The sequence below is a fragment of the Nocardia sp. NPDC056000 genome, assembly GCF_042269265.1.
GTDB lineage: Bacteria > Actinomycetota > Actinomycetes > Mycobacteriales > Mycobacteriaceae > Nocardia.
Map to the genome: position 1 here is coordinate 123,672 of NZ_JBHJXS010000015.1, position 15,363 is coordinate 139,034.

18 protein-coding genes and 4 tRNA genes are annotated in these 15,363 nt (G+C 67.6%); 13 read left to right on the plus strand and 9 right to left on the minus strand.

What is annotated here, in order from left to right; translation table 11 throughout:
- The first annotated feature begins 128 nt into the window (after window positions 1–128).
- The 5 genes from ACFC4D_RS37295 (at window position 129) to ACFC4D_RS37315 (ending at window position 4,261) form a co-directional block, all read left to right on the plus strand.
- Entirely contained in the window at window positions 129–1,304 is a 1,176-nt protein-coding gene (locus ACFC4D_RS37295; protein ID WP_376070546.1) for an alpha-hydroxy-acid oxidizing protein, read from the plus strand.
- A gap of 154 nt (window positions 1,305–1,458) precedes the next feature.
- Entirely contained in the window at window positions 1,459–1,869 is a 411-nt protein-coding gene (locus ACFC4D_RS37300; RefSeq protein WP_364637974.1) for a MarR family transcriptional regulator, read from the plus strand.
- Between the two features lie 67 nt (window positions 1,870–1,936).
- A tRNA-Ser gene (locus tag ACFC4D_RS37305) sits at window positions 1,937–2,021 on the plus strand.
- Between the two features lie 135 nt (window positions 2,022–2,156).
- Complete coding sequence (locus tag ACFC4D_RS37310; protein ID WP_364637222.1) at window positions 2,157–3,188, plus strand: HoxN/HupN/NixA family nickel/cobalt transporter; 1,032 nt, start codon at window positions 2,157–2,159, stop codon at window positions 3,186–3,188.
- A gap of 20 nt (window positions 3,189–3,208) precedes the next feature.
- Window positions 3,209–4,261 (plus strand): alpha/beta hydrolase family protein, encoded by a 1,053-nt coding sequence (locus tag ACFC4D_RS37315; protein ID WP_364637225.1) that lies wholly within the window; start codon window positions 3,209–3,211, stop codon window positions 4,259–4,261.
- 18 nt (window positions 4,262–4,279) lie between these two features.
- Here ACFC4D_RS37315 and hisC read toward each other — a convergent pair whose 3' ends face one another.
- On the minus strand, window positions 4,280–5,356 hold the full coding sequence (gene hisC / locus ACFC4D_RS37320; RefSeq protein WP_376070548.1) for a histidinol-phosphate transaminase: 1,077 nt from the start codon (window positions 5,354–5,356) through the stop codon (window positions 4,280–4,282).
- A 191-nt stretch (window positions 5,357–5,547) separates the two neighbouring features.
- Here hisC and ACFC4D_RS37325 point away from each other — a divergent pair, with 191 nt between their 5' ends.
- The 3 genes from ACFC4D_RS37325 to ACFC4D_RS37335 all read left to right on the plus strand — a co-directional run bounded on the left by ACFC4D_RS37325 (window position 5,548) and on the right by ACFC4D_RS37335 (window position 6,567).
- On the plus strand, window positions 5,548–6,237 hold the full coding sequence (locus ACFC4D_RS37325; protein WP_375961927.1) for a dienelactone hydrolase family protein: 690 nt from the start codon (window positions 5,548–5,550) through the stop codon (window positions 6,235–6,237).
- Between the two features lie 124 nt (window positions 6,238–6,361).
- Window positions 6,362–6,451 (plus strand) — tRNA-Ser (locus tag ACFC4D_RS37330).
- A 43-nt stretch (window positions 6,452–6,494) separates the two neighbouring features.
- A tRNA-Arg gene (locus ACFC4D_RS37335) sits at window positions 6,495–6,567 on the plus strand.
- A gap of 62 nt (window positions 6,568–6,629) precedes the next feature.
- Here the strand turns inward: ACFC4D_RS37335 and ACFC4D_RS37340 are convergent.
- The 4 genes from ACFC4D_RS37340 to ACFC4D_RS37355 all read right to left on the minus strand — a co-directional run bounded on the left by ACFC4D_RS37340 (window position 6,630) and on the right by ACFC4D_RS37355 (window position 9,790).
- A complete protein-coding gene (locus ACFC4D_RS37340) occupies window positions 6,630–7,340 on the minus strand; it encodes a maleylpyruvate isomerase family mycothiol-dependent enzyme (protein ID WP_376070551.1) in 711 nt (236 codons plus the stop codon).
- Window positions 7,341–7,350: 10 nt separating this feature from the next.
- Window positions 7,351–8,076, minus strand: coding sequence for a DUF998 domain-containing protein (locus ACFC4D_RS37345; protein WP_364637233.1), 726 nt, complete (start codon window positions 8,074–8,076; stop codon window positions 7,351–7,353).
- 97 nt (window positions 8,077–8,173) lie between these two features.
- Window positions 8,174–8,587: a very short patch repair endonuclease gene (locus ACFC4D_RS37350; protein ID WP_375961933.1), complete on the minus strand. Its 414-nt coding sequence runs from the start codon at window positions 8,585–8,587 to the stop codon at window positions 8,174–8,176.
- Between the two features lie 60 nt (window positions 8,588–8,647).
- A complete protein-coding gene (locus ACFC4D_RS37355; protein WP_364637976.1) occupies window positions 8,648–9,790 on the minus strand; it encodes a DNA (cytosine-5-)-methyltransferase in 1,143 nt (380 codons plus the stop codon).
- Window positions 9,791–10,001: 211 nt separating this feature from the next.
- Here ACFC4D_RS37355 and ACFC4D_RS37360 point away from each other — a divergent pair, with 211 nt between their 5' ends.
- Window positions 10,002–10,604: a putative glycolipid-binding domain-containing protein gene (locus ACFC4D_RS37360; protein WP_364637237.1), complete on the plus strand. Its 603-nt coding sequence runs from the start codon at window positions 10,002–10,004 to the stop codon at window positions 10,602–10,604.
- A gap of 6 nt (window positions 10,605–10,610) precedes the next feature.
- On the opposite strand, the gene ACFC4D_RS37365 is transcribed toward ACFC4D_RS37360, so the two are convergent.
- On the minus strand, window positions 10,611–11,558 hold the full coding sequence (locus tag ACFC4D_RS37365; protein ID WP_376070554.1) for a prephenate dehydrogenase: 948 nt from the start codon (window positions 11,556–11,558) through the stop codon (window positions 10,611–10,613).
- 58 nt (window positions 11,559–11,616) lie between these two features.
- Here ACFC4D_RS37365 and ACFC4D_RS37370 point away from each other — a divergent pair, with 58 nt between their 5' ends.
- The 3 genes from ACFC4D_RS37370 to ACFC4D_RS37380 all read left to right on the plus strand — a co-directional run bounded on the left by ACFC4D_RS37370 (window position 11,617) and on the right by ACFC4D_RS37380 (window position 12,756).
- Window positions 11,617–12,156 carry a tRNA adenosine deaminase-associated protein gene (locus tag ACFC4D_RS37370; RefSeq protein ID WP_364637241.1) on the plus strand — a complete coding sequence of 180 codons (540 nt, stop codon included), beginning with the start codon at window positions 11,617–11,619 and terminating at the stop codon, window positions 12,154–12,156.
- 20 nt (window positions 12,157–12,176) lie between these two features.
- A complete protein-coding gene (locus tag ACFC4D_RS37375) occupies window positions 12,177–12,614 on the plus strand; it encodes a nucleoside deaminase (protein WP_376070556.1) in 438 nt (145 codons plus the stop codon).
- A gap of 54 nt (window positions 12,615–12,668) precedes the next feature.
- Window positions 12,669–12,756: transfer RNA gene (locus ACFC4D_RS37380), tRNA-Ser, on the plus strand.
- Between the two features lie 313 nt (window positions 12,757–13,069).
- On the opposite strand, the gene ACFC4D_RS37385 is transcribed toward ACFC4D_RS37380, so the two are convergent.
- The 3 genes from ACFC4D_RS37385 to ACFC4D_RS37395 all read right to left on the minus strand — a co-directional run bounded on the left by ACFC4D_RS37385 (window position 13,070) and on the right by ACFC4D_RS37395 (window position 14,779).
- A complete protein-coding gene (locus tag ACFC4D_RS37385) occupies window positions 13,070–13,384 on the minus strand; it encodes a hypothetical protein (RefSeq protein ID WP_375961942.1) in 315 nt (104 codons plus the stop codon).
- Between the two features lie 76 nt (window positions 13,385–13,460).
- Entirely contained in the window at window positions 13,461–14,090 is a 630-nt protein-coding gene (locus tag ACFC4D_RS37390) for a glyoxalase (protein WP_376070558.1), read from the minus strand.
- Between the two features lie 65 nt (window positions 14,091–14,155).
- Complete coding sequence (locus ACFC4D_RS37395) at window positions 14,156–14,779, minus strand: TetR family transcriptional regulator (RefSeq protein WP_376070560.1); 624 nt, start codon at window positions 14,777–14,779, stop codon at window positions 14,156–14,158.
- 132 nt (window positions 14,780–14,911) lie between these two features.
- Here ACFC4D_RS37395 and ACFC4D_RS37400 point away from each other — a divergent pair, with 132 nt between their 5' ends.
- The gene (locus ACFC4D_RS37400) at window positions 14,912–15,352 is read left to right on the plus strand and encodes a hypothetical protein (protein WP_376070563.1); all 441 of its coding nucleotides are present in this window, start codon (window positions 14,912–14,914) and stop codon (window positions 15,350–15,352) included.
- Window positions 15,353–15,363 lie beyond the last annotated feature (11 nt).

A 15,363-nucleotide genomic window follows, 5' to 3' on the forward strand; every position in this document is an offset into this window, starting at 1 on the left:
TGGTGCGCGTACGCAGCAACCGACGCTGATACCAGCGCATTCCGGCCGGAACCTTTCCGGAAGTTACGCTCCGGGAAAGTATTTCCGACACCCCCCGTACCACCGGTGTTGGTACTAGCGTTTGCCGAATGAGCAGTTTCGTCGACTTCCAGAACGAGATCTACCTTTCCGGACTCGCCGGCAATGTCCCCGCCCTACCCATGACGGCGGCCGGACTCGAAGCCCGGGCTCGGGAAGTACTGGAACCGGCGGCCTTCGCCTATGTGGCGGGCAGCGCCTCCGCCGAGCGCACCGCGGCGAACAATCTGCACGCCTTCGAGAAATACCGGCTCATGCCGCGGGTACTGCGCGGCACCAGCGGCCCGGACGTTCGCGACCTGTCGGTCGAAGTGCTCGGAACCCATTTGGCCGCACCGATTCTCACCGCACCCATCGGTGTACTGGGGCTGCTGCACGAGCGCGGGGAAACCGTGGTCGCCGATGTGACCCGCGAACTCGGCATCGGCATGGTGCTCTCCACCGCGGGCTCCTCCACCATCGAGGAAGCCGGGGCGCTCGCGGGGGACTGGTGGTATCAGCTGTACTGGCCCAGCGATCCCGAACTCGCGCGCTCCTTCGTCGAACGGGCCGAAAAGGCCGGAGCCAAGGCCATTGTCGTCACCGTCGACACCCCGTCCCTGGGTTGGCGGCCGCGCGATCTGGAACTCGGGCACCTGCCGTTCCTGGCCGCAAAGGGCATCGCCAACTATCTCTCCGATCCGGTCTTCCGCGCCAAACTCCCCGCACCCCCGGAGGAGAGCGCGGACGCCATGCGCGCGGCCGTGCTCACCTGGATCGGCCTGTTCGGCAATCACGGGCTGCGGCCCGCGGATATCGCGAAACTGCGCGACTGGACCACCCTGCCCATCGCGGTGAAGGGCGTCGTGCACCCCGATGACGCCCGGCAATGCGTGGACGCGGGCGCGGACGCGGTGGTCGTCAGCAATCACGGCGGTCGCCAGGTGGACGGTGCCATCGCGGCCCTGGACGCGCTGCCGACCATCGTGGCGACGGTCGGCGATCGCGCCGATGTGCTCTTCGATTCCGGCATCCGCACCGGCTCCGATGTCATGATCGCGCTGTCCCTCGGTGCGAAAGCCGTGCTCTACGGCCGTCCCTGGGCCTACGGTCTCGGCATCGCCGGACGCGACGGCGTCCGGCACGCATTGCGCACCCTGCTCGCGGATTTCGATGCGGCCATGGGACTTTCGGGCTGCACCACCGTGCACGACCTGAGCCGCACCATGATCAGCAGCTTCCGCTGAACTGATCTTCGGGAAAAACTCCACCGCAGCTCGCCCGGGTTCGACACGCCTGTTTGGCTACAATCAGCGCGTGGCTTTCGAATCCGGCGGCCGCGGTATAGCCGCCGAACCGAGGTGGCTCACCCCCGAGCAGCAGCGCGCGTGGCGGTCCTATATGGACGGCGGCCAGCGCCTCATGGCCGACCTCAATCGCCAACTGCAACGTGACAGCGCGCTCTCCTTCGCCGACTACCGCATCCTGGTCAAACTCTCCGAAGCGCCCGGCCGCTCGCTGCGCATGAGCGATCTCGCCGACGGCGTGCTCTCCTCCCGCAGTCGCCTCACCCATCAGATCCGCCGCCTCGAAGGCCAGCACATGGTCCGCCGCACCGCCTGCGAGGACGACGGCCGCGGCGTGCTGGCCCAGCTCACCGATGAGGGCCTGCGCCGCCTGCGCCTGGCCGCCCCCGGCCACGTCGCCGCCGTCCGCCGCTACTTCATCGACCTGCTCACCCCACAGCAGCTCGCCGCGATGGCGGCGGCGATGGAGGTCATCGACCGGGCGGGCGACCACCGCGCCGATTAGCAGGTCGGTCACGGACCCGGCCGGAGCGAAGCGGTGGATAACTGGACGCTGCTAACATCAACGCGCTGGAAGCGTGGCAGAGCGGCCGAATGCACTCGCCTTGAAAGCGAGCGTCGTGAGAGCGACCGGGGGTTCAAATCCCTCCGCTTCCGCTGAAGATACGTAGATGGGCACCGGATCAAGTTGCCGGTGCCCATTTGCGTCGACGCCCGCGCCTTGGGCTCCGAGGATGTGGCGCAGGTGCGGGCACGGCGAGATGAGGTTGTGTCGTGCGCGGTTGGGTGGCAATGGGTCTCGCGGTTCTCGCGCTGCACATCATCGGCTGGGGCACCCTGCTGATATTCGTGGTGCCGGGCCATCACATGGTGCAGGGCGCGGTCTTCGGGGTCGGGCTGGGCGTGACCGCCTACACGCTCGGCATGCGGCACGCCTTCGACGCCGACCATATCGCCGCCATCGACAACACCACCCGCAAACTCGTCGCCGAGAACGGCCGCGCCAAGACGCATACCGTCGGATTCTGGTTCGCCCTCGGCCATTCCAGCATCGTCTTCCTGATGGTCGCCCTGCTGGCGGCGGGCGTGCGCGCGCTCGCCGGGCCCATCGAGGACGAAGGCTCGGCCCTGCACAGGTGGACGGGGCTGTGGGGCACCAGCATCTCCGGCATCTTCCTGATCGCCATCGGTCTGCTGAATCTGGCGTCGCTGGTGGCCATTTGGAAGGTGTACCGGCGCATGCGCGGCGGTGACCTCGACGAGGCGCGCCTGGAATACGAACTCGAACACCGCGGCGCGCTCAACCGGATTCTCGGGCCGGTGGTGAAGCTGGTGCGCAAACCGTGGCAGATGTACCCGGTCGGACTGCTCTTCGGGCTCGGCTTCGACACCGTCACCGAGGTCGGACTGCTGGTGATCGCGGGCGGCGCGGCCGCCACCGGATTGCCCTGGTACACGATTCTCGTTCTGCCCGTGCTGTTTTCGGCCGGTATGACGCTGTTCGACGCCCTCGACGGCTCCTTCATGAGCTACGCCTACGACTGGGCGTTCGCGCGACCGGTGCGCAAGATCTACTACAACCTGGTCATCACCGGGCTGTCCGTGGCCGTCGCACTGCTGATCGGCGTGCAGGAGATCATCTCGATCTTCGTCGAACGTCTCGATATCACAACGGGTTTCATCGCCTGGATCGGAAATCTGGACCTCGGCGACCTCGGCTTCGTCATCGCCGGGCTGTTCCTGGGCACCTGGGCGGTCGCAATCGCCGTGTGGCGCTTCACCGATGTGGAGACGCGCTGGGAACGTGATCTCGCCGCCGATTGATTTCTGGCAGGATTGGCAGGGTGCTTCGCCGCAGTGCAGTACGGCGTCGCCTCGCCGGCGCCCTCGCCAGCGCCGCACTGCTCGCCGGTGCGGCGTTGTTCAGCCTTCCGCAATCGCTTGCCGAACCGCCCGTGGACTCCGGGTCCAACGAGGAGGCTCCGCCCGCGGTCGACGCCGTGCATCCCAGCCACGCTGCCATCGCGCGCATCGAGAATCTGAACGATCGGCTGCTGCAGGTCTCGGTCAACTCACCCGCCATGGGGCGGACCGTGGACGTGCAGGTGCTGCTGCCCGCCGTCCGCGATTCCCCGCGCCCCACCCTCTACATGCTGGACGGGCGCAGCGCCGCGGCCGACGCCAACAATTGGGCGAACAAGGGCGGCGCACTGCGCTTCTTCGCCGATAAGAACGTGAACGTGGTCTTCACCCTCGGCGGACCGGCCAGCTACTACACCGACTGGCTGCACGCCGACCCCAAACTCGGCACCAACCGGTGGGAAACCTTCCTCACCCGGGAACTGCCGCCACTGCTGGACGCCCGCTTCGGCGGAGACGGCGTCAACGGGCTCACCGGCGTCTCGATGGGCGCGGAGGCGGCCATGATGCTGGCCGTGCGCCATCCGGAGCTCTACCGGGCCGTGGGGGCGCACAGCGGCTGCTACGCAATGAGTTCGGACTTCGGCCAGGCGCAGGCGCGCGCCGTGGTCGGCACCTTCGGCGGCGATCCGGACAATATGTTCGGCCCCTCGGACGATCCGCAGTGGGCCGCGCACGATGTGCTGCTGCACGCGGAAGCCTTGCGCGGCAAGACCATCTACCTGTCCTCGGGCAGCGGGCTGCCCGGTGAACATGACGGTCCGGGCAATCCCGATGCCCGCCAATCGATTCTGTTCGGCGGGCCGCTCGAAGCGGGTGCGGACATGTGCACCGCGCAGCTGTCGGACCGGCTCGGTCAACTCGGCATTCCGGCCGTGGTCGACCGTCGCCTCACCGGCACCCATTCCTGGCCATACTGGGCCGACGAACTCCCGCGCTCCTGGCCGACATTGGCCCTGGGGCTCGGAATCGGCTAGCCCAGCCTCGAAATCGGGCTAGCCGAGGAAGCGCGCGACGGTTGCCGGATCGGTGGCGAAGCTCAGGAACAGGTCGTTCTCGTGCGGGTCGCCCGCGGTGATGCGGACGCCGTCATCACCGTAGGGCCGCACCAGGACTCCGGCCTCGGCGCTGGCCTGACCGTATTCGCCGCTGCGGTCGCCGAGCGGCAGCCACAGGAAGTTGGCCTGGCTGTCCGCGACCCGGTAGCCCGCCGCGACCAGTGCGTCCCGCATGCGATTGCGTTCGGCCACAACGGCGTTGGTGCGCTCGAGCAGCTCGTGCCTGGCGTCCAGCGAGGCGATGGCGGCGGCCTGCGCCACCCGGTTCACGCTGAACGGGATGTGCACCTTCATCAGCGCGGTGACCACGTCGGGATCGCCGACCGCATAACCGACGCGCAGCCCCGCGAGGCCGTACGCCTTCGAGAAGGTGCGCAGCACAAGCACATTGGGCCGGGTGCGGCCGATCTCCACGCCATTGGGCTGATCGTCCAGCCGCATGTACTCGTAGTAGGCCTCGTCCAGCACCACCAGCACGTTCGCGGGCACCGAATCCACGAAGCGGATGAGTTCGGCGGTGCCGTGCGCGGTCCCGGTCGGATTGTTCGGGTTGCACACGAACACGACGCGGGTATCGGGCGTGATCGCCGCCGCCAGCGCGTCCAGATCGTGCGCGAAATCGTGATCGAGCGGCACTCGCACCGCCGTCGCACCCGCCACCTGCGTCACGATCGGGTACGCCTCGAACGAGCGCCACGCGAAAACCACCTCATCGGTGGGCGCGAGGCAGGTGATCTGCACCAGTTCCTGGCAGAGGGCGACACTGCCGCAACCGGCCGCCACGTTCTCCACCGCGACGCCGTGGAATTCGGCGATGGCGCTGCGCAATTCGAGCGCGGCGTTGTCCGGGTACCGGTTCACCAGTTCGGCGGCCTCGGCGATGGCCTTGGCCACCGAGGGCAGCGGCGGAAAGGTGGTCTCGTTGCTGGCCAGCTTCACCAGGTCGGGGTGGCTGCGGCCGGCGATGTACGCCGGGATGGCATCGAGATCCGGACGAATGTGCGCGCTCACCATCCCACCCTATGCGGTGCCCGATTCGCACCGCCCCGGTGGTGCCGTACCGATGCGCCGCGGCCGCCGATCGGTGACCCCCGCGAAAGTGGCACGGCGTTTGCCACGCGGGTGTTTGTACCGGAAAATGTTCTGCGCATTGACCCCGGCAAAACATTAATCCCGAAGTTACCTTGCGCAACTACTCTGGCTGCATGGCGGGCATTTTCCGAGATCTAGCGCCTGTGCACGAGACGATGCGGGTTCCTCTCACTGTGATCGAACCGGATGGTCATGCACGAGGCGGCATCGTGGTGTTGCACGAATCGCGCGAATTCACCGATCCTTTGCTGGATCTCATGCGATCCCTGGCCGATGACGGCTGGACGGTGGTCGCGCCCGACCTCTTCCACCGCGCCAATGGCGTGGTGCCGGAACAGGTTTTCGGCGCGGACCTGGTCGAGGATTTCGACGCCTGCTTCGAATGGCTCACCGGGCACGGCGTCTTCGGTGACTGCATCGGGGTGCTCGGCTTCGACTCCGCGGGCACCGCCGCCGCCCTGGTCGCCACCGATCGCCGCATCGGCGCGGCGGTCAGCGTGGCCGCCCCCGGCATCGAAACCCCGCTCACCCCACAGGCTGTCGCGCTCGCCATCGCCGCGCCCGGTCTCAAAGCGCCCTGGCTCGCCCTGTTCGGCGCGGACGATCCGCGCACCCCGCCCGATCAGGTCGACCGCCTGCGCGACGCCGCCGCCCGCGCCGATGTCGCCACCCTCGTGGTCAGCTATCCGGGCCTGCGGCACCGCCCCGATCACCCCGGCTTCGATCCGGCCGTCCCCGAGGACGCCGCCACCCTCGACGCGCAAACCCGCATCTTCGAATGGTTCGACAGTCACCTGCGCTGAGACCACCTCGGCAGATGGCCCGCATCGAGCCTCTGACCAGCCGTTTTGCCTATTGGTCACCCGCTGTGTAATCTTTCGTCCCGGCGGTTCGAAAGGACCGGCGCCCTCGTAAGAGAAGGCTCCAGGAGGCGTGCCAGAGCGGCCGAATGGGACTCACTGCTAATGAGTTGTCCCTTCACGGGGACCGGAGGTTCAAATCCTCTCGCCTCCGCCAAGCCCGGTTCGCCGGGCTGCTACAACTGAATATGTTCGACCATGCGCCCGTAGCTCAACGGATAGAGCATCTGACTACGGATCAGAAGGTTAGGGGTTCGAATCCCTTCGGGCGCACAGCAGAATGTCCCCGCACCAGCAGGTGCGGGGACATTCTTGTTATGCGAGGGCGGTGCTCGTTATTTCCAGTCCGCCAGGTCCGGGAGGGTGCCGGTGAGATCCGCGCCACTCGAGCGGCCGATGAGCCAGGCGGCGAGAGCCGGTGCGGGGCCGGTGATTTCCGTCTCAGGGGTGCCTACCGTGCCGGTGTAGCCGGTGTCGGTCGCGGTGACGGTGAAGCCCGGGCCCTCCTTGGCGGACAGGTCACCGATGGCCTGGGGGAGCAGGCGGGCGACGAAGGGGGCGGGCCAATCCTGGGGCGTGTAGCCGACATTCAGGTCCACGTGGTGAATCTGGACTTCCAGCAGGCGCATCCACAGCACCCGGCTGGCGGGCAGTTCGCCGCCCTGGCGGTTGCGCACGATCGCCTGCCAGGATTCGGCGGGCATCACCCGGGCCAGGGCGAGCCAGCGCTCGGCGGAGGCGGTGAGGTCCTCGAATTGTTCGCGCATGGCGCGCGGGGCGCCGGCTTCGATATCGGCGTCGCGCAGGAAAGCGCTTGCGTACTGCGGGGTTTCGATACCGGTGCGAGCCCACAGCAGCAGGTTCACCAGGCTGTCGGCATTGCGGGACAGATGCGTCAGCACATGCCCGCGGGTCCAGCCGGGCAGTAGCGACGCCTCGATCAGATCGGCGTCGGTGAGGCCGGAGGCGGCGTCGAGCAGCAGGGTCGTCGCGGCCGCGACGGTGTCGAGCTGCGTGGGAATCTCGGTGCGTGCGTCGCTGGTCACAGCATCGACCCTACCCAGCGCGGCGGTCGGAATCCCGTTCGGCGAGAACGATTTGCACCGCGAGCACGACCAGCCACAGCGACATCGCGCCCACCTGGATGCGCTGTGCGATGCCGAGACCGTAATTGCCGGGCAGATTGTCGGCGATCAGCATCCAGGCCGTCACGACCGAACCGATGATGAGAATCCACAGGCCGGTATGGCGCAGAATCGGCCAGCGCTTGTATTTGAACGCCGCCACACTGAACGCGATCATCGCGATGTAGATGGAGAACACCGCCAGCGAACTGGTGAGCGCGTGAATCTGATGCAGCTGCGGAACCAGTCCGGATTCCGAATACGTATGCGTCACAGTGGGATCGATCGGCCACTGGGCATCGGCGATGGTGGAGAGCCCGAAACAGGTCAGCGCGATCCAGCCGATGGTGGAATAGCGGCGGCGCGAGAACAACAGCAGGCCGCCGATACCGGCCACCGCGAGCATCGTCCCCGACACGGTGTCACCGGTGGTGAAGACCCAGCGGAACGGCGCACCCTTCTCGGCCAGCTGACTCAGGAAGGTGTTCGTCGGATCGCTGGGGATGGGTAGCAGGAATTCCAGCACCCAGGACGAATAACCGAGCCCGGCCAGCCCGATCAGGATGGCGATGCACCAGCGCAGTACCCGTCGCCAGCGTGGAGTGGGCGGTGCGTCACTCGGGGCCGCCGCTACCTGTTTCTCCTGGGTCCGGGTCATAGCCGTACTCGCTTTCGCTGGCCTCGCTCGCTCTCGCAGCCGTACTGGTCGGACGGTCCGGTGGTACGTCCATTGTCGCGCATCGACCGCACGGGCTTCACGCCCCGCGGGCCAATACCAGCAATACCAGGTCGGCGGCCGCTTCCGCCGATTCGTGTTCCCACACCCGCACCACCGTCCAGCCCTGCGCCGTCAGCCGCGCATCGGTATCGCGATCCCGGGCCACATTCCCGGCCAATTTCTCGGCCCAGAACTCGGCGTTGTTCTTCGGCGACGTGGCGTGTTGCGGACAGCTGTGCCAGAAACAGCCGTCCACGAATACCGCCACCTTCCGCCGCGGGAAAACGATGTCGGCTCGCCGCCGCATCTTCGGCAGCGGAGCCCTATCGACGAAGAACCGCGCACCCCGCCTGTGCAATTCCCGGCGCAGCGCCATTTCCGGCTTGGTGTCGACCCGCCGCTGCTTCGCCATTCGCGCACTGGTCGCCGCATCGGTGATCGGACGCGGCATGACTACTCCTGAACGGCATAGCGACTCGTGAAGTGCGATCGGCGAATTCGCCCGTCCGGCTCAGGCGGCCTCGCGGGGGAATCCTCCCATTCGGTCGAGATGGTTCTCCACGTCCTCGATGAAACCGGGCGGGAAGCGCAGTGTGCCCATGGTGGTGCGGCGCAGGAATCCGGCCGTGGCGCGCGCCGAGAGCAGGCTCACATCGTCGAGGAACCAGCGCAGATCCTCGTAGGGCGCGTGCACGGGCCAGGTGGACACCGGAACCCGGTACACCGCGCCGTCGCGGCCCCACGCGGCCAGCGGCCAGGCGCGGCGGGTGTGCGGTTCGCCCGCCGGGAACGGGTCGTCGGCGGGATCGGCGAGACGGCCCGCGATCCAGGACGCCATCCGCACGCTCACCGCATTGCCGACCAGCTTCCAGCGGTGCCCGCGCCGTACACCGGGGACATCGAGAGCCGGTGTCGTCCAATCCCGATCGAAACCCTGTAACCGTTCGCAGTCGGTGATGCCCGGGGTGACCAGTTCACCCGAGGGCAGCCGCACAGCGGGCGGGCTCGCGATGCCCAGGCCGGAACCGCCCTTGAGGGTCGGCACCGCGTTCACCGCCCAGCCGAGTCCGCGATTGCCCTCGGTCCAGTAGAAACCGCACGGATCGTGCGCGGGATCGCCGACCGGATGCGGTCCGGCATCGGTGCCGAACAGCACCGGCCGCGGGTCCTCGGTGCGCGAGGCCAGCATGAGCACCCGCTGACGGCGCTGTGGCAGCCCGAACGCGCGCGCGTCGACCACCCGGTATGCCCAGGTGTATCCGAGCTCCTCCAGCGCGCTCGTAATGTGCCGCATGGCCGCGCCCGCGCCCAGCTGCAGCATGAACGGGACATTCTCGATGAGCAGCCAGCGCGGTCCGCGCTTGCGCTTCACCAGGCGGAACACCTCGTCCACCAAACCCGAACGGGCACCGGTGATTCCGGCTGTTCGCCCGGCTTGGGACAGATCCTGACAGGGGAATCCGGCGGCCACCAGATCGGTGCCGGCCGGTAGCGCGCGCAGCCGGGTCACATCCGAATGCAGCTCCACCCCGGGGAACCTGGCGGCGAGCACGGCCTGTGCGCCCGCGTCGATCTCACACAGCAGTTCGCTCTGCCAGCCGTGCGCGGCCAGTCCGAGCTCCAGCCCGCCGATCCCGGCGAACAGCCCGACCATCCGCGCGCCAGTCACAAAAGTCCCTTCCAGCCCCGAGTTCCCCACACATGCCCGCGAACACGTTACTCGAGTCCCCGGGACCCGACCTCGAGCAACACCGGGCATACCGGGCGGTCTGCATCGCCTGCGGTCGTCAGCGTCCCGACACGCCGCCGGGAAACGCGCGCCGGGGGTCACCGGAGGAAAACCGGCTGCACGTACGGTTATAGGCGTGACGGAGAGCGGGAGCGAGGATTCGAAACCGGCGGCGCCGAAATGGCCGTCGATATTGACCTGGCGCGCGCATAACGCATCGCGAATGGAATCGGTGCGGGTTGTGCTCAGCGGCAACCGGATTCGCGCCGCCGGACGCATCATCGCGGGGGAGTGCGAGGATCATCCGGCCTTCAGCGCGTCCTACGACCTTGTCACCGACGAGAACGGCGTCACCCGGCGACTGTCCCTGCGCAGCACCCTCGCCACCGGTGAGCGGCACGCCTCCATCGCCCGCGACGAGGAGAACTACTGGCTCATCGACGCCGGTGGCACACATGTGCGCTCCACCTTCGGCGGTGCGCTCGATGTCGACGTGGTGCTGAGCCCGTTCTTCAACACCCTGCCCATCCGCCGCTACGGCCTCGCGCACGCCAGCGAGGACGTCCAGGTCCCGGTCGTCTACGTCCGCCTGCCCGATCTGCACGTCCAGGAAGCCAGCCTCACCTACAGCAGCGGCGCCGACGGCATCCACGTGCTGTCACCGGTATCGAGCGCGACCGTCAAGGTCGACGACGACGGCTTCCTGCTGGATTACCCCGGCCTCGCCGAACGCATCTGAGCCGCCCTACAGCGACTCGATCACCCCGCCGCGTCGTCCCGCCTCGGCCAGCCGCTCGGCCCAATCCTGGTCTCCCGGGCGGATATCGGTGATCGCCCAGCGCTCGTTGTCGTCGAAGTCGACGCGTGCGTCATGTCCCGCATCGGCCAGCTGCCCGATGGTGCCGTTCTCGCGCAGGCTGTCCCGCGCGCCCTCCAGCACCCGCAGCGCGTCCTCCAGCACCTCCAGCAGTGCGGTCGCGTTCGGATCGCAGATGGCCCGCACCAGATCCGGCGCGGTGGCCGCGACCCGGGTGCCGTCGCGGAACGAGCCCGCCGCCAGGCCCAGTGCCAGCGCTCCGCCATTGCGGCCCTGGATCGCGAGCGCCTCGGCCAGCACGTGCGGCAGATGCGAGATGCGCGCAACCGCCCGATCGTGTTCCTCGCTCAGCACCGGCACCACCACGGAACCACAATCCAGGGCCAATCGCGCCACCCGCTCGAACGCGCCCGCGTGCGTCCCCGGATCCACGCTCACCGCCCACGCGGCCCGCTGGAACAGATCGGGAGTGGATGCGGCCCAACCGGACTCGCTGGTCCCGGCCATCGGATGCCCGCCCACGTAGCGGGCCGCCAGCTCATGCCGTTTCATAGCCGCCGCCACCGGGGCTTTGACGCTCACCACATCGGTGAGCGCGCATTCGGGTGCGAAGGACTTCACATCCGAGAGGATGGTGTCCAGCGCGGGCATGGGCACGCCCACCACGATCAGCGCGTCCTCGCGGGCCGCCCGCCGCAGCACCGGTTCGATCTCGCTGGTCACGTCGACATCATCGGCGCGGGCGGCTTTCGCACCGGCCTCGGATCGGTTGAAACCCCACACCTCGTAACCCGCCGCGGCGGCGGCGCGGAGCACCGATCCGCCGATCAATCCGGCGCCCAGGACACAGACAGCTGCTTTCGGATGGCCCGTCATGCGATCAGATTCGCATACGACTTCAACATTTCCCCCGAAGCGGACTACCGTTGCGCCCATGGCAGCACAGCGCTCGAGCACGAACAGGGCGGCGTCGGACGAGTACGACGACGTGGAAGGGTTCGCAGTGGCGGTTGTCCGCGAAGAAGCCGATTGGAAAGTCACGCCGTTGAGCGCGGCTGCCCTCTCCAGTCTTTCCGCGGCCGAGGCCGAGTTGCGTGAGCTGCGAGCTTCCGGCGCGGTATTCGGCCTGCTCGATATCGACGACGAGTTCTTCATCATCCTCCGTCCCGGCCCGACCGGGAGCAGAATCCTGCTCTCCGATGCGACCGCGGCCATCGACTACGACATCGCGGCCGATGTCCTCGAGGAACTGAATATCGAGATCCCGGATATCGATCCGGACGAACTGGACGACATCGAACCCTGGGAGGAGGGCGACCTCGGCGTTCTGTCCGATCTGGGCCTGCCCGAACCGGTGCTCAGCGTCATCCTCGCCGAAACCGACCTCTACCCGGACGAACAGCTCGGCATGGTGGCCCGCTCACTGGGCTTCGCCGACCAGTTCGCCGCGGCCCTCGACAAACTCCCGCGCTGAACCCGCTCGTAGACGAGGACATGATCCGCGCGGCCATCGAGGCCGCGCGCACAGCCGACCCCCGGGACGTTCCGGTGGGCGCGGTCGTGTTCGACGCCTCGGGCCGCGAACTGGCCCGGGCCGCCAATGCCCGTGAGGCGCTCGGTGATCCGACCGCGCACGCCGAAGTGCTGGCGCTGCGCGCCGCCGCGCGGGTCATGGGTGACGGCTGGCGGCTGGAAGGCGCGACCCTCGCGGTCACCCTCGAACCCTGCACCATGTGCGCGGGCGCGCTGGTGCTGTCCCGGGTGGGCAAACTGATCTTCGGCGCGTGGGAGCCGAAAACCGGTGCGGTGGGCTCGCTCTGGGACGTGGTACGTGATCGACGTCTCAATCATCGCCCCCAGGTTCGCGGCGGGATTCTGGAATCCGAATGCGCCGCCCTACTGGACACCTTCTTCAAAACCCAGCGCCCCTGACCCCCTCCGCAGGCGATTTCGGGATTCGGCAGGTGGTCCGGTAAAGTCACCGGCGGTGGCGTGTCCGAGCGGCCTAAGGAGCACGCCTCGAAAGCGTGTGAGGGGTAACCCCCCTCCGAGGGTTCAAATCCCTCCGCCACCGCTGCAAGCCCCTCGCCCGAATTCGGGCGAGGGGCTTTTTGCTTGTGCCGCAACGTATCCGGATGCGCCGGTGGCGCACATGTGATATCGGTAGTCCCGGCGGAATGTGGTCCGCCCATCCACGGGAGTTAGGAATTCAGGGGACATGGAACTTATCAGCATCTTCTTCGCGAAGGCTCTCCAGCTGGCGAGCGCGGGTTCCGCTTACGCGAACACCCCGCACTGACCGGTTGACGGGGCGGGAGAATCCAGTCTGAGCGACCAATGCTGAAGCCGCCCACCTGATTTCAGGTGGGCGGCTCTTTGTCGGAATGTCATCCGATCGGGGTTTTGCCGAAGAGGCCGTTGAAGCAGCCGCTGGGCCCGTGGTTCATCATGCTGCTGCCGAGGCCGAGGTTGTATGTGCCGCCGGTGAGGCGGCACAGCAGCATGGCGGTGGGGAGATCTATCGCCGCCGATCCGGTGCCGGAACCGGTTTGCACGACACTGGCCTGGCTCGATCCGGAATCGGCCGCGATCGGGGCGGGCTGGAGTATCGGGGCTTCGGCGTTCGCCAGGCCCGATCCGGCGGCGATGAGGCCGGCGAACAGGGCGGTGGCGGCTGATGCCTTGGTCAGGATTCGTGTCATGGGCCGGAACGGTAATCGCGATACCCATTGAATGAAATGTAAACGTTTCAAATATCCCGGTGGGCGCGATGCGAATTTAGATCCGCTCCCAGTCGAAACCGTCCAGATCGGTGAAGGGGGCGGCGGCGGTCTGGATGGCGACGCGGTGCGAACCGCTGCCCTCGGCGCTCACGCCCGCGTCCTTGGCTGCGAATTTGCGGGTGTAGAGCGCGAGCTTGACCGGGGCGGCCTCGGGGGCCTCGAATTCGACGTACTTGCTGCCGAAACTCTTGGCGACGGCGAGGCCGTGCTCCACGTAGAACTGCTTGGTGGCCTTCACATCATCGACGCCGAGCAGCAGTACGAAGGCGTCGACTTCGCGGGTGAACGGGCCGGTGTCCTTCTTGGCGGAGGTGGCGATCTTCCACACCACGCCGTCGGGGGACTGCAGGACGCCGCTGTAGCCCCAGAGGCTCTTCTTGGCGGGCTTCACGACCGTCGCGCCCGCTTCCACGGCGGTGCCCATGAGGCTGTCCACGGTGCTCGGCTGCGACACCACGAGCGAGAGGACGAAGCCGCGGAAACCGGTGGCCGGGGCCTGGGCGGCGCGCACCCGCAGGCGGTCGCCGAGGCCGAACGCCGCGGCGTAGAAGGCGGTGGTCGCGGCCGGGTCGTCGGCCTCCAGGGTGATGGCGGTAATGGTGGTCTGAGCTGCTGTGATGTTCATGAGAAGAACATTATTTGGCGCAGGGGTGTGCGCGCTTCTCGATTCCTGATCGCTTCGCGGAGGGGCTAGCCCGCGGTCAATTCCAGTGCCGATCCGATGGCGGCGAAGGCCCGGTGCATCCGCTCGATGAGAGCCCCGCGGCCGCCGTCGCCATCGGTGCCGACCCAGGCGCGGCCCGCGATGCTCCAGGCGGTGGTGGTGAGCTCGGCGAGGATGTGCGGGCGCAGATCCTCCGGGGGGAGGTCGAGTTTGGTTGTGAGACAGGCGATTACCTGCTTCTCGACACCGGAGCGGTGGTATTCCACGTGGCCCATGAGCGTGGGCGCGGTCAGCACCAGGCGGCGGGTGGCGATGTAGCGGCGGTCCCAGTCCTCGGGCAGTTCCCGCGCGGCGGCGGCGAGGGTATCGCGCAGTTCGTCCAGTACGGGACCGGACAATTCCCGAACCTCCAGTGCCGCAAGGTAATTCGCCCACAGTTCGGTTTCGGCCTCGGTGGCCGCGGCTTCTTTGGTCGGGAAGGTGCGGAAGAAGGTGCTGCGCGAGACCTCGGCCTCCTCGACCAGCTGCTCCACCTTGGTGCTGTCGAAGCCCTGCTCGGTGAACAGGCGCAACGCGACATCGGCGAGGGCGCGGCGGGTGCGCAGGCGCTTGCGTTCGCGCAGTGGAAGCGCGCGGTCGTCCGTGGTCATGCCGGTGATCATAGCCGGTGCCGAAACTGAGTCGCTGAAGAAACTCAGTTCAAATTGGTACTTGCGCACTTCTGGAACTGAGTGTCATGATTGCTGCACACCGAACGGAACACCCCGCATGAGGAGCTCGAAATGACCACCACCGCCCCCGTCCTGAACCCCTCGATCATCGGCCAGGCCGAGAAGCACCACACCGCGGTACTGACCCGCGTCCTGGCGGGCACCACCCTGGACGAGCGGCAGTGGATCACCCTGAATCAGGCTCTGGCCCAAGGTGTTCCGGTTGCCCGCACCGCCCATGTCGCCCGGGTCGCCGGTATGACCCAGTGGGACCCCGCGGATGTCGAAGCGGCCGTCGCGGCGCTGGTCGGCAAGGATCTGCTGGTCGCGCTGCCCGGCGATGAGATTCGGATCAACGATGCCGGTAGCGAATTGGTGGCCCGGGTGCGGGCGGCCTCCGGCAAGATCGTCGGCCCCGCCTACGGCTCGGTCTCGCCCGCAGACCTGGAGACCGCCGCCCGCGTGCTGATCACCATCACCGCCCGCATGGGCGAGGAGCTGGCCCGCGCGTGACCACATTCGGA

Bases quoted from the DNA above. Each gene is read 5' to 3' on its own strand.
- ACFC4D_RS37345 (WP_364637233.1), bottom strand. From the start codon at position 8,076: ATGACCCGGACCCAGGAGAAACAGGTAGCGGCGGCCCCGAGTGACGCA.
- ACFC4D_RS37295 (WP_376070546.1), top strand. From the start codon at position 129: ATGAGCAGTTTCGTCGACTTCCAGAACGAGATCTACCTTTCCGGACTC.
- ACFC4D_RS37395 (WP_376070560.1), bottom strand. From the start codon at position 14,779: ATGACCACGGACGACCGCGCGCTTCCACTGCGCGAACGCAAGCGCCTG.
- ACFC4D_RS37370 (WP_364637241.1), top strand. From the start codon at position 11,617: ATGGCAGCACAGCGCTCGAGCACGAACAGGGCGGCGTCGGACGAGTAC.
- ACFC4D_RS37310 (WP_364637222.1), top strand. From the start codon at position 2,157: ATGGGTCTCGCGGTTCTCGCGCTGCACATCATCGGCTGGGGCACCCTG.
- hisC (WP_376070548.1), bottom strand. From the start codon at position 5,356: ATGGTGAGCGCGCACATTCGTCCGGATCTCGATGCCATCCCGGCGTAC.
- ACFC4D_RS37350 (WP_375961933.1), bottom strand. From the start codon at position 8,587: ATGCCGCGTCCGATCACCGATGCGGCGACCAGTGCGCGAATGGCGAAG.
- ACFC4D_RS37365 (WP_376070554.1), bottom strand. From the start codon at position 11,558: ATGACGGGCCATCCGAAAGCAGCTGTCTGTGTCCTGGGCGCCGGATTG.
- ACFC4D_RS37355 (WP_364637976.1), bottom strand. From the start codon at position 9,790: ATGGTCGGGCTGTTCGCCGGGATCGGCGGGCTGGAGCTCGGACTGGCC.
- ACFC4D_RS37390 (WP_376070558.1), bottom strand. From the start codon at position 14,090: ATGAACATCACAGCAGCTCAGACCACCATTACCGCCATCACCCTGGAG.
- ACFC4D_RS37400 (WP_376070563.1), top strand. From the start codon at position 14,912: ATGACCACCACCGCCCCCGTCCTGAACCCCTCGATCATCGGCCAGGCC.
- ACFC4D_RS37300 (WP_364637974.1), top strand. From the start codon at position 1,459: ATGGACGGCGGCCAGCGCCTCATGGCCGACCTCAATCGCCAACTGCAA.
- ACFC4D_RS37325 (WP_375961927.1), top strand. From the start codon at position 5,548: ATGGCGGGCATTTTCCGAGATCTAGCGCCTGTGCACGAGACGATGCGG.
- ACFC4D_RS37375 (WP_376070556.1), top strand. From the start codon at position 12,177: ATGATCCGCGCGGCCATCGAGGCCGCGCGCACAGCCGACCCCCGGGAC.
- ACFC4D_RS37385 (WP_375961942.1), bottom strand. From the start codon at position 13,384: ATGACACGAATCCTGACCAAGGCATCAGCCGCCACCGCCCTGTTCGCC.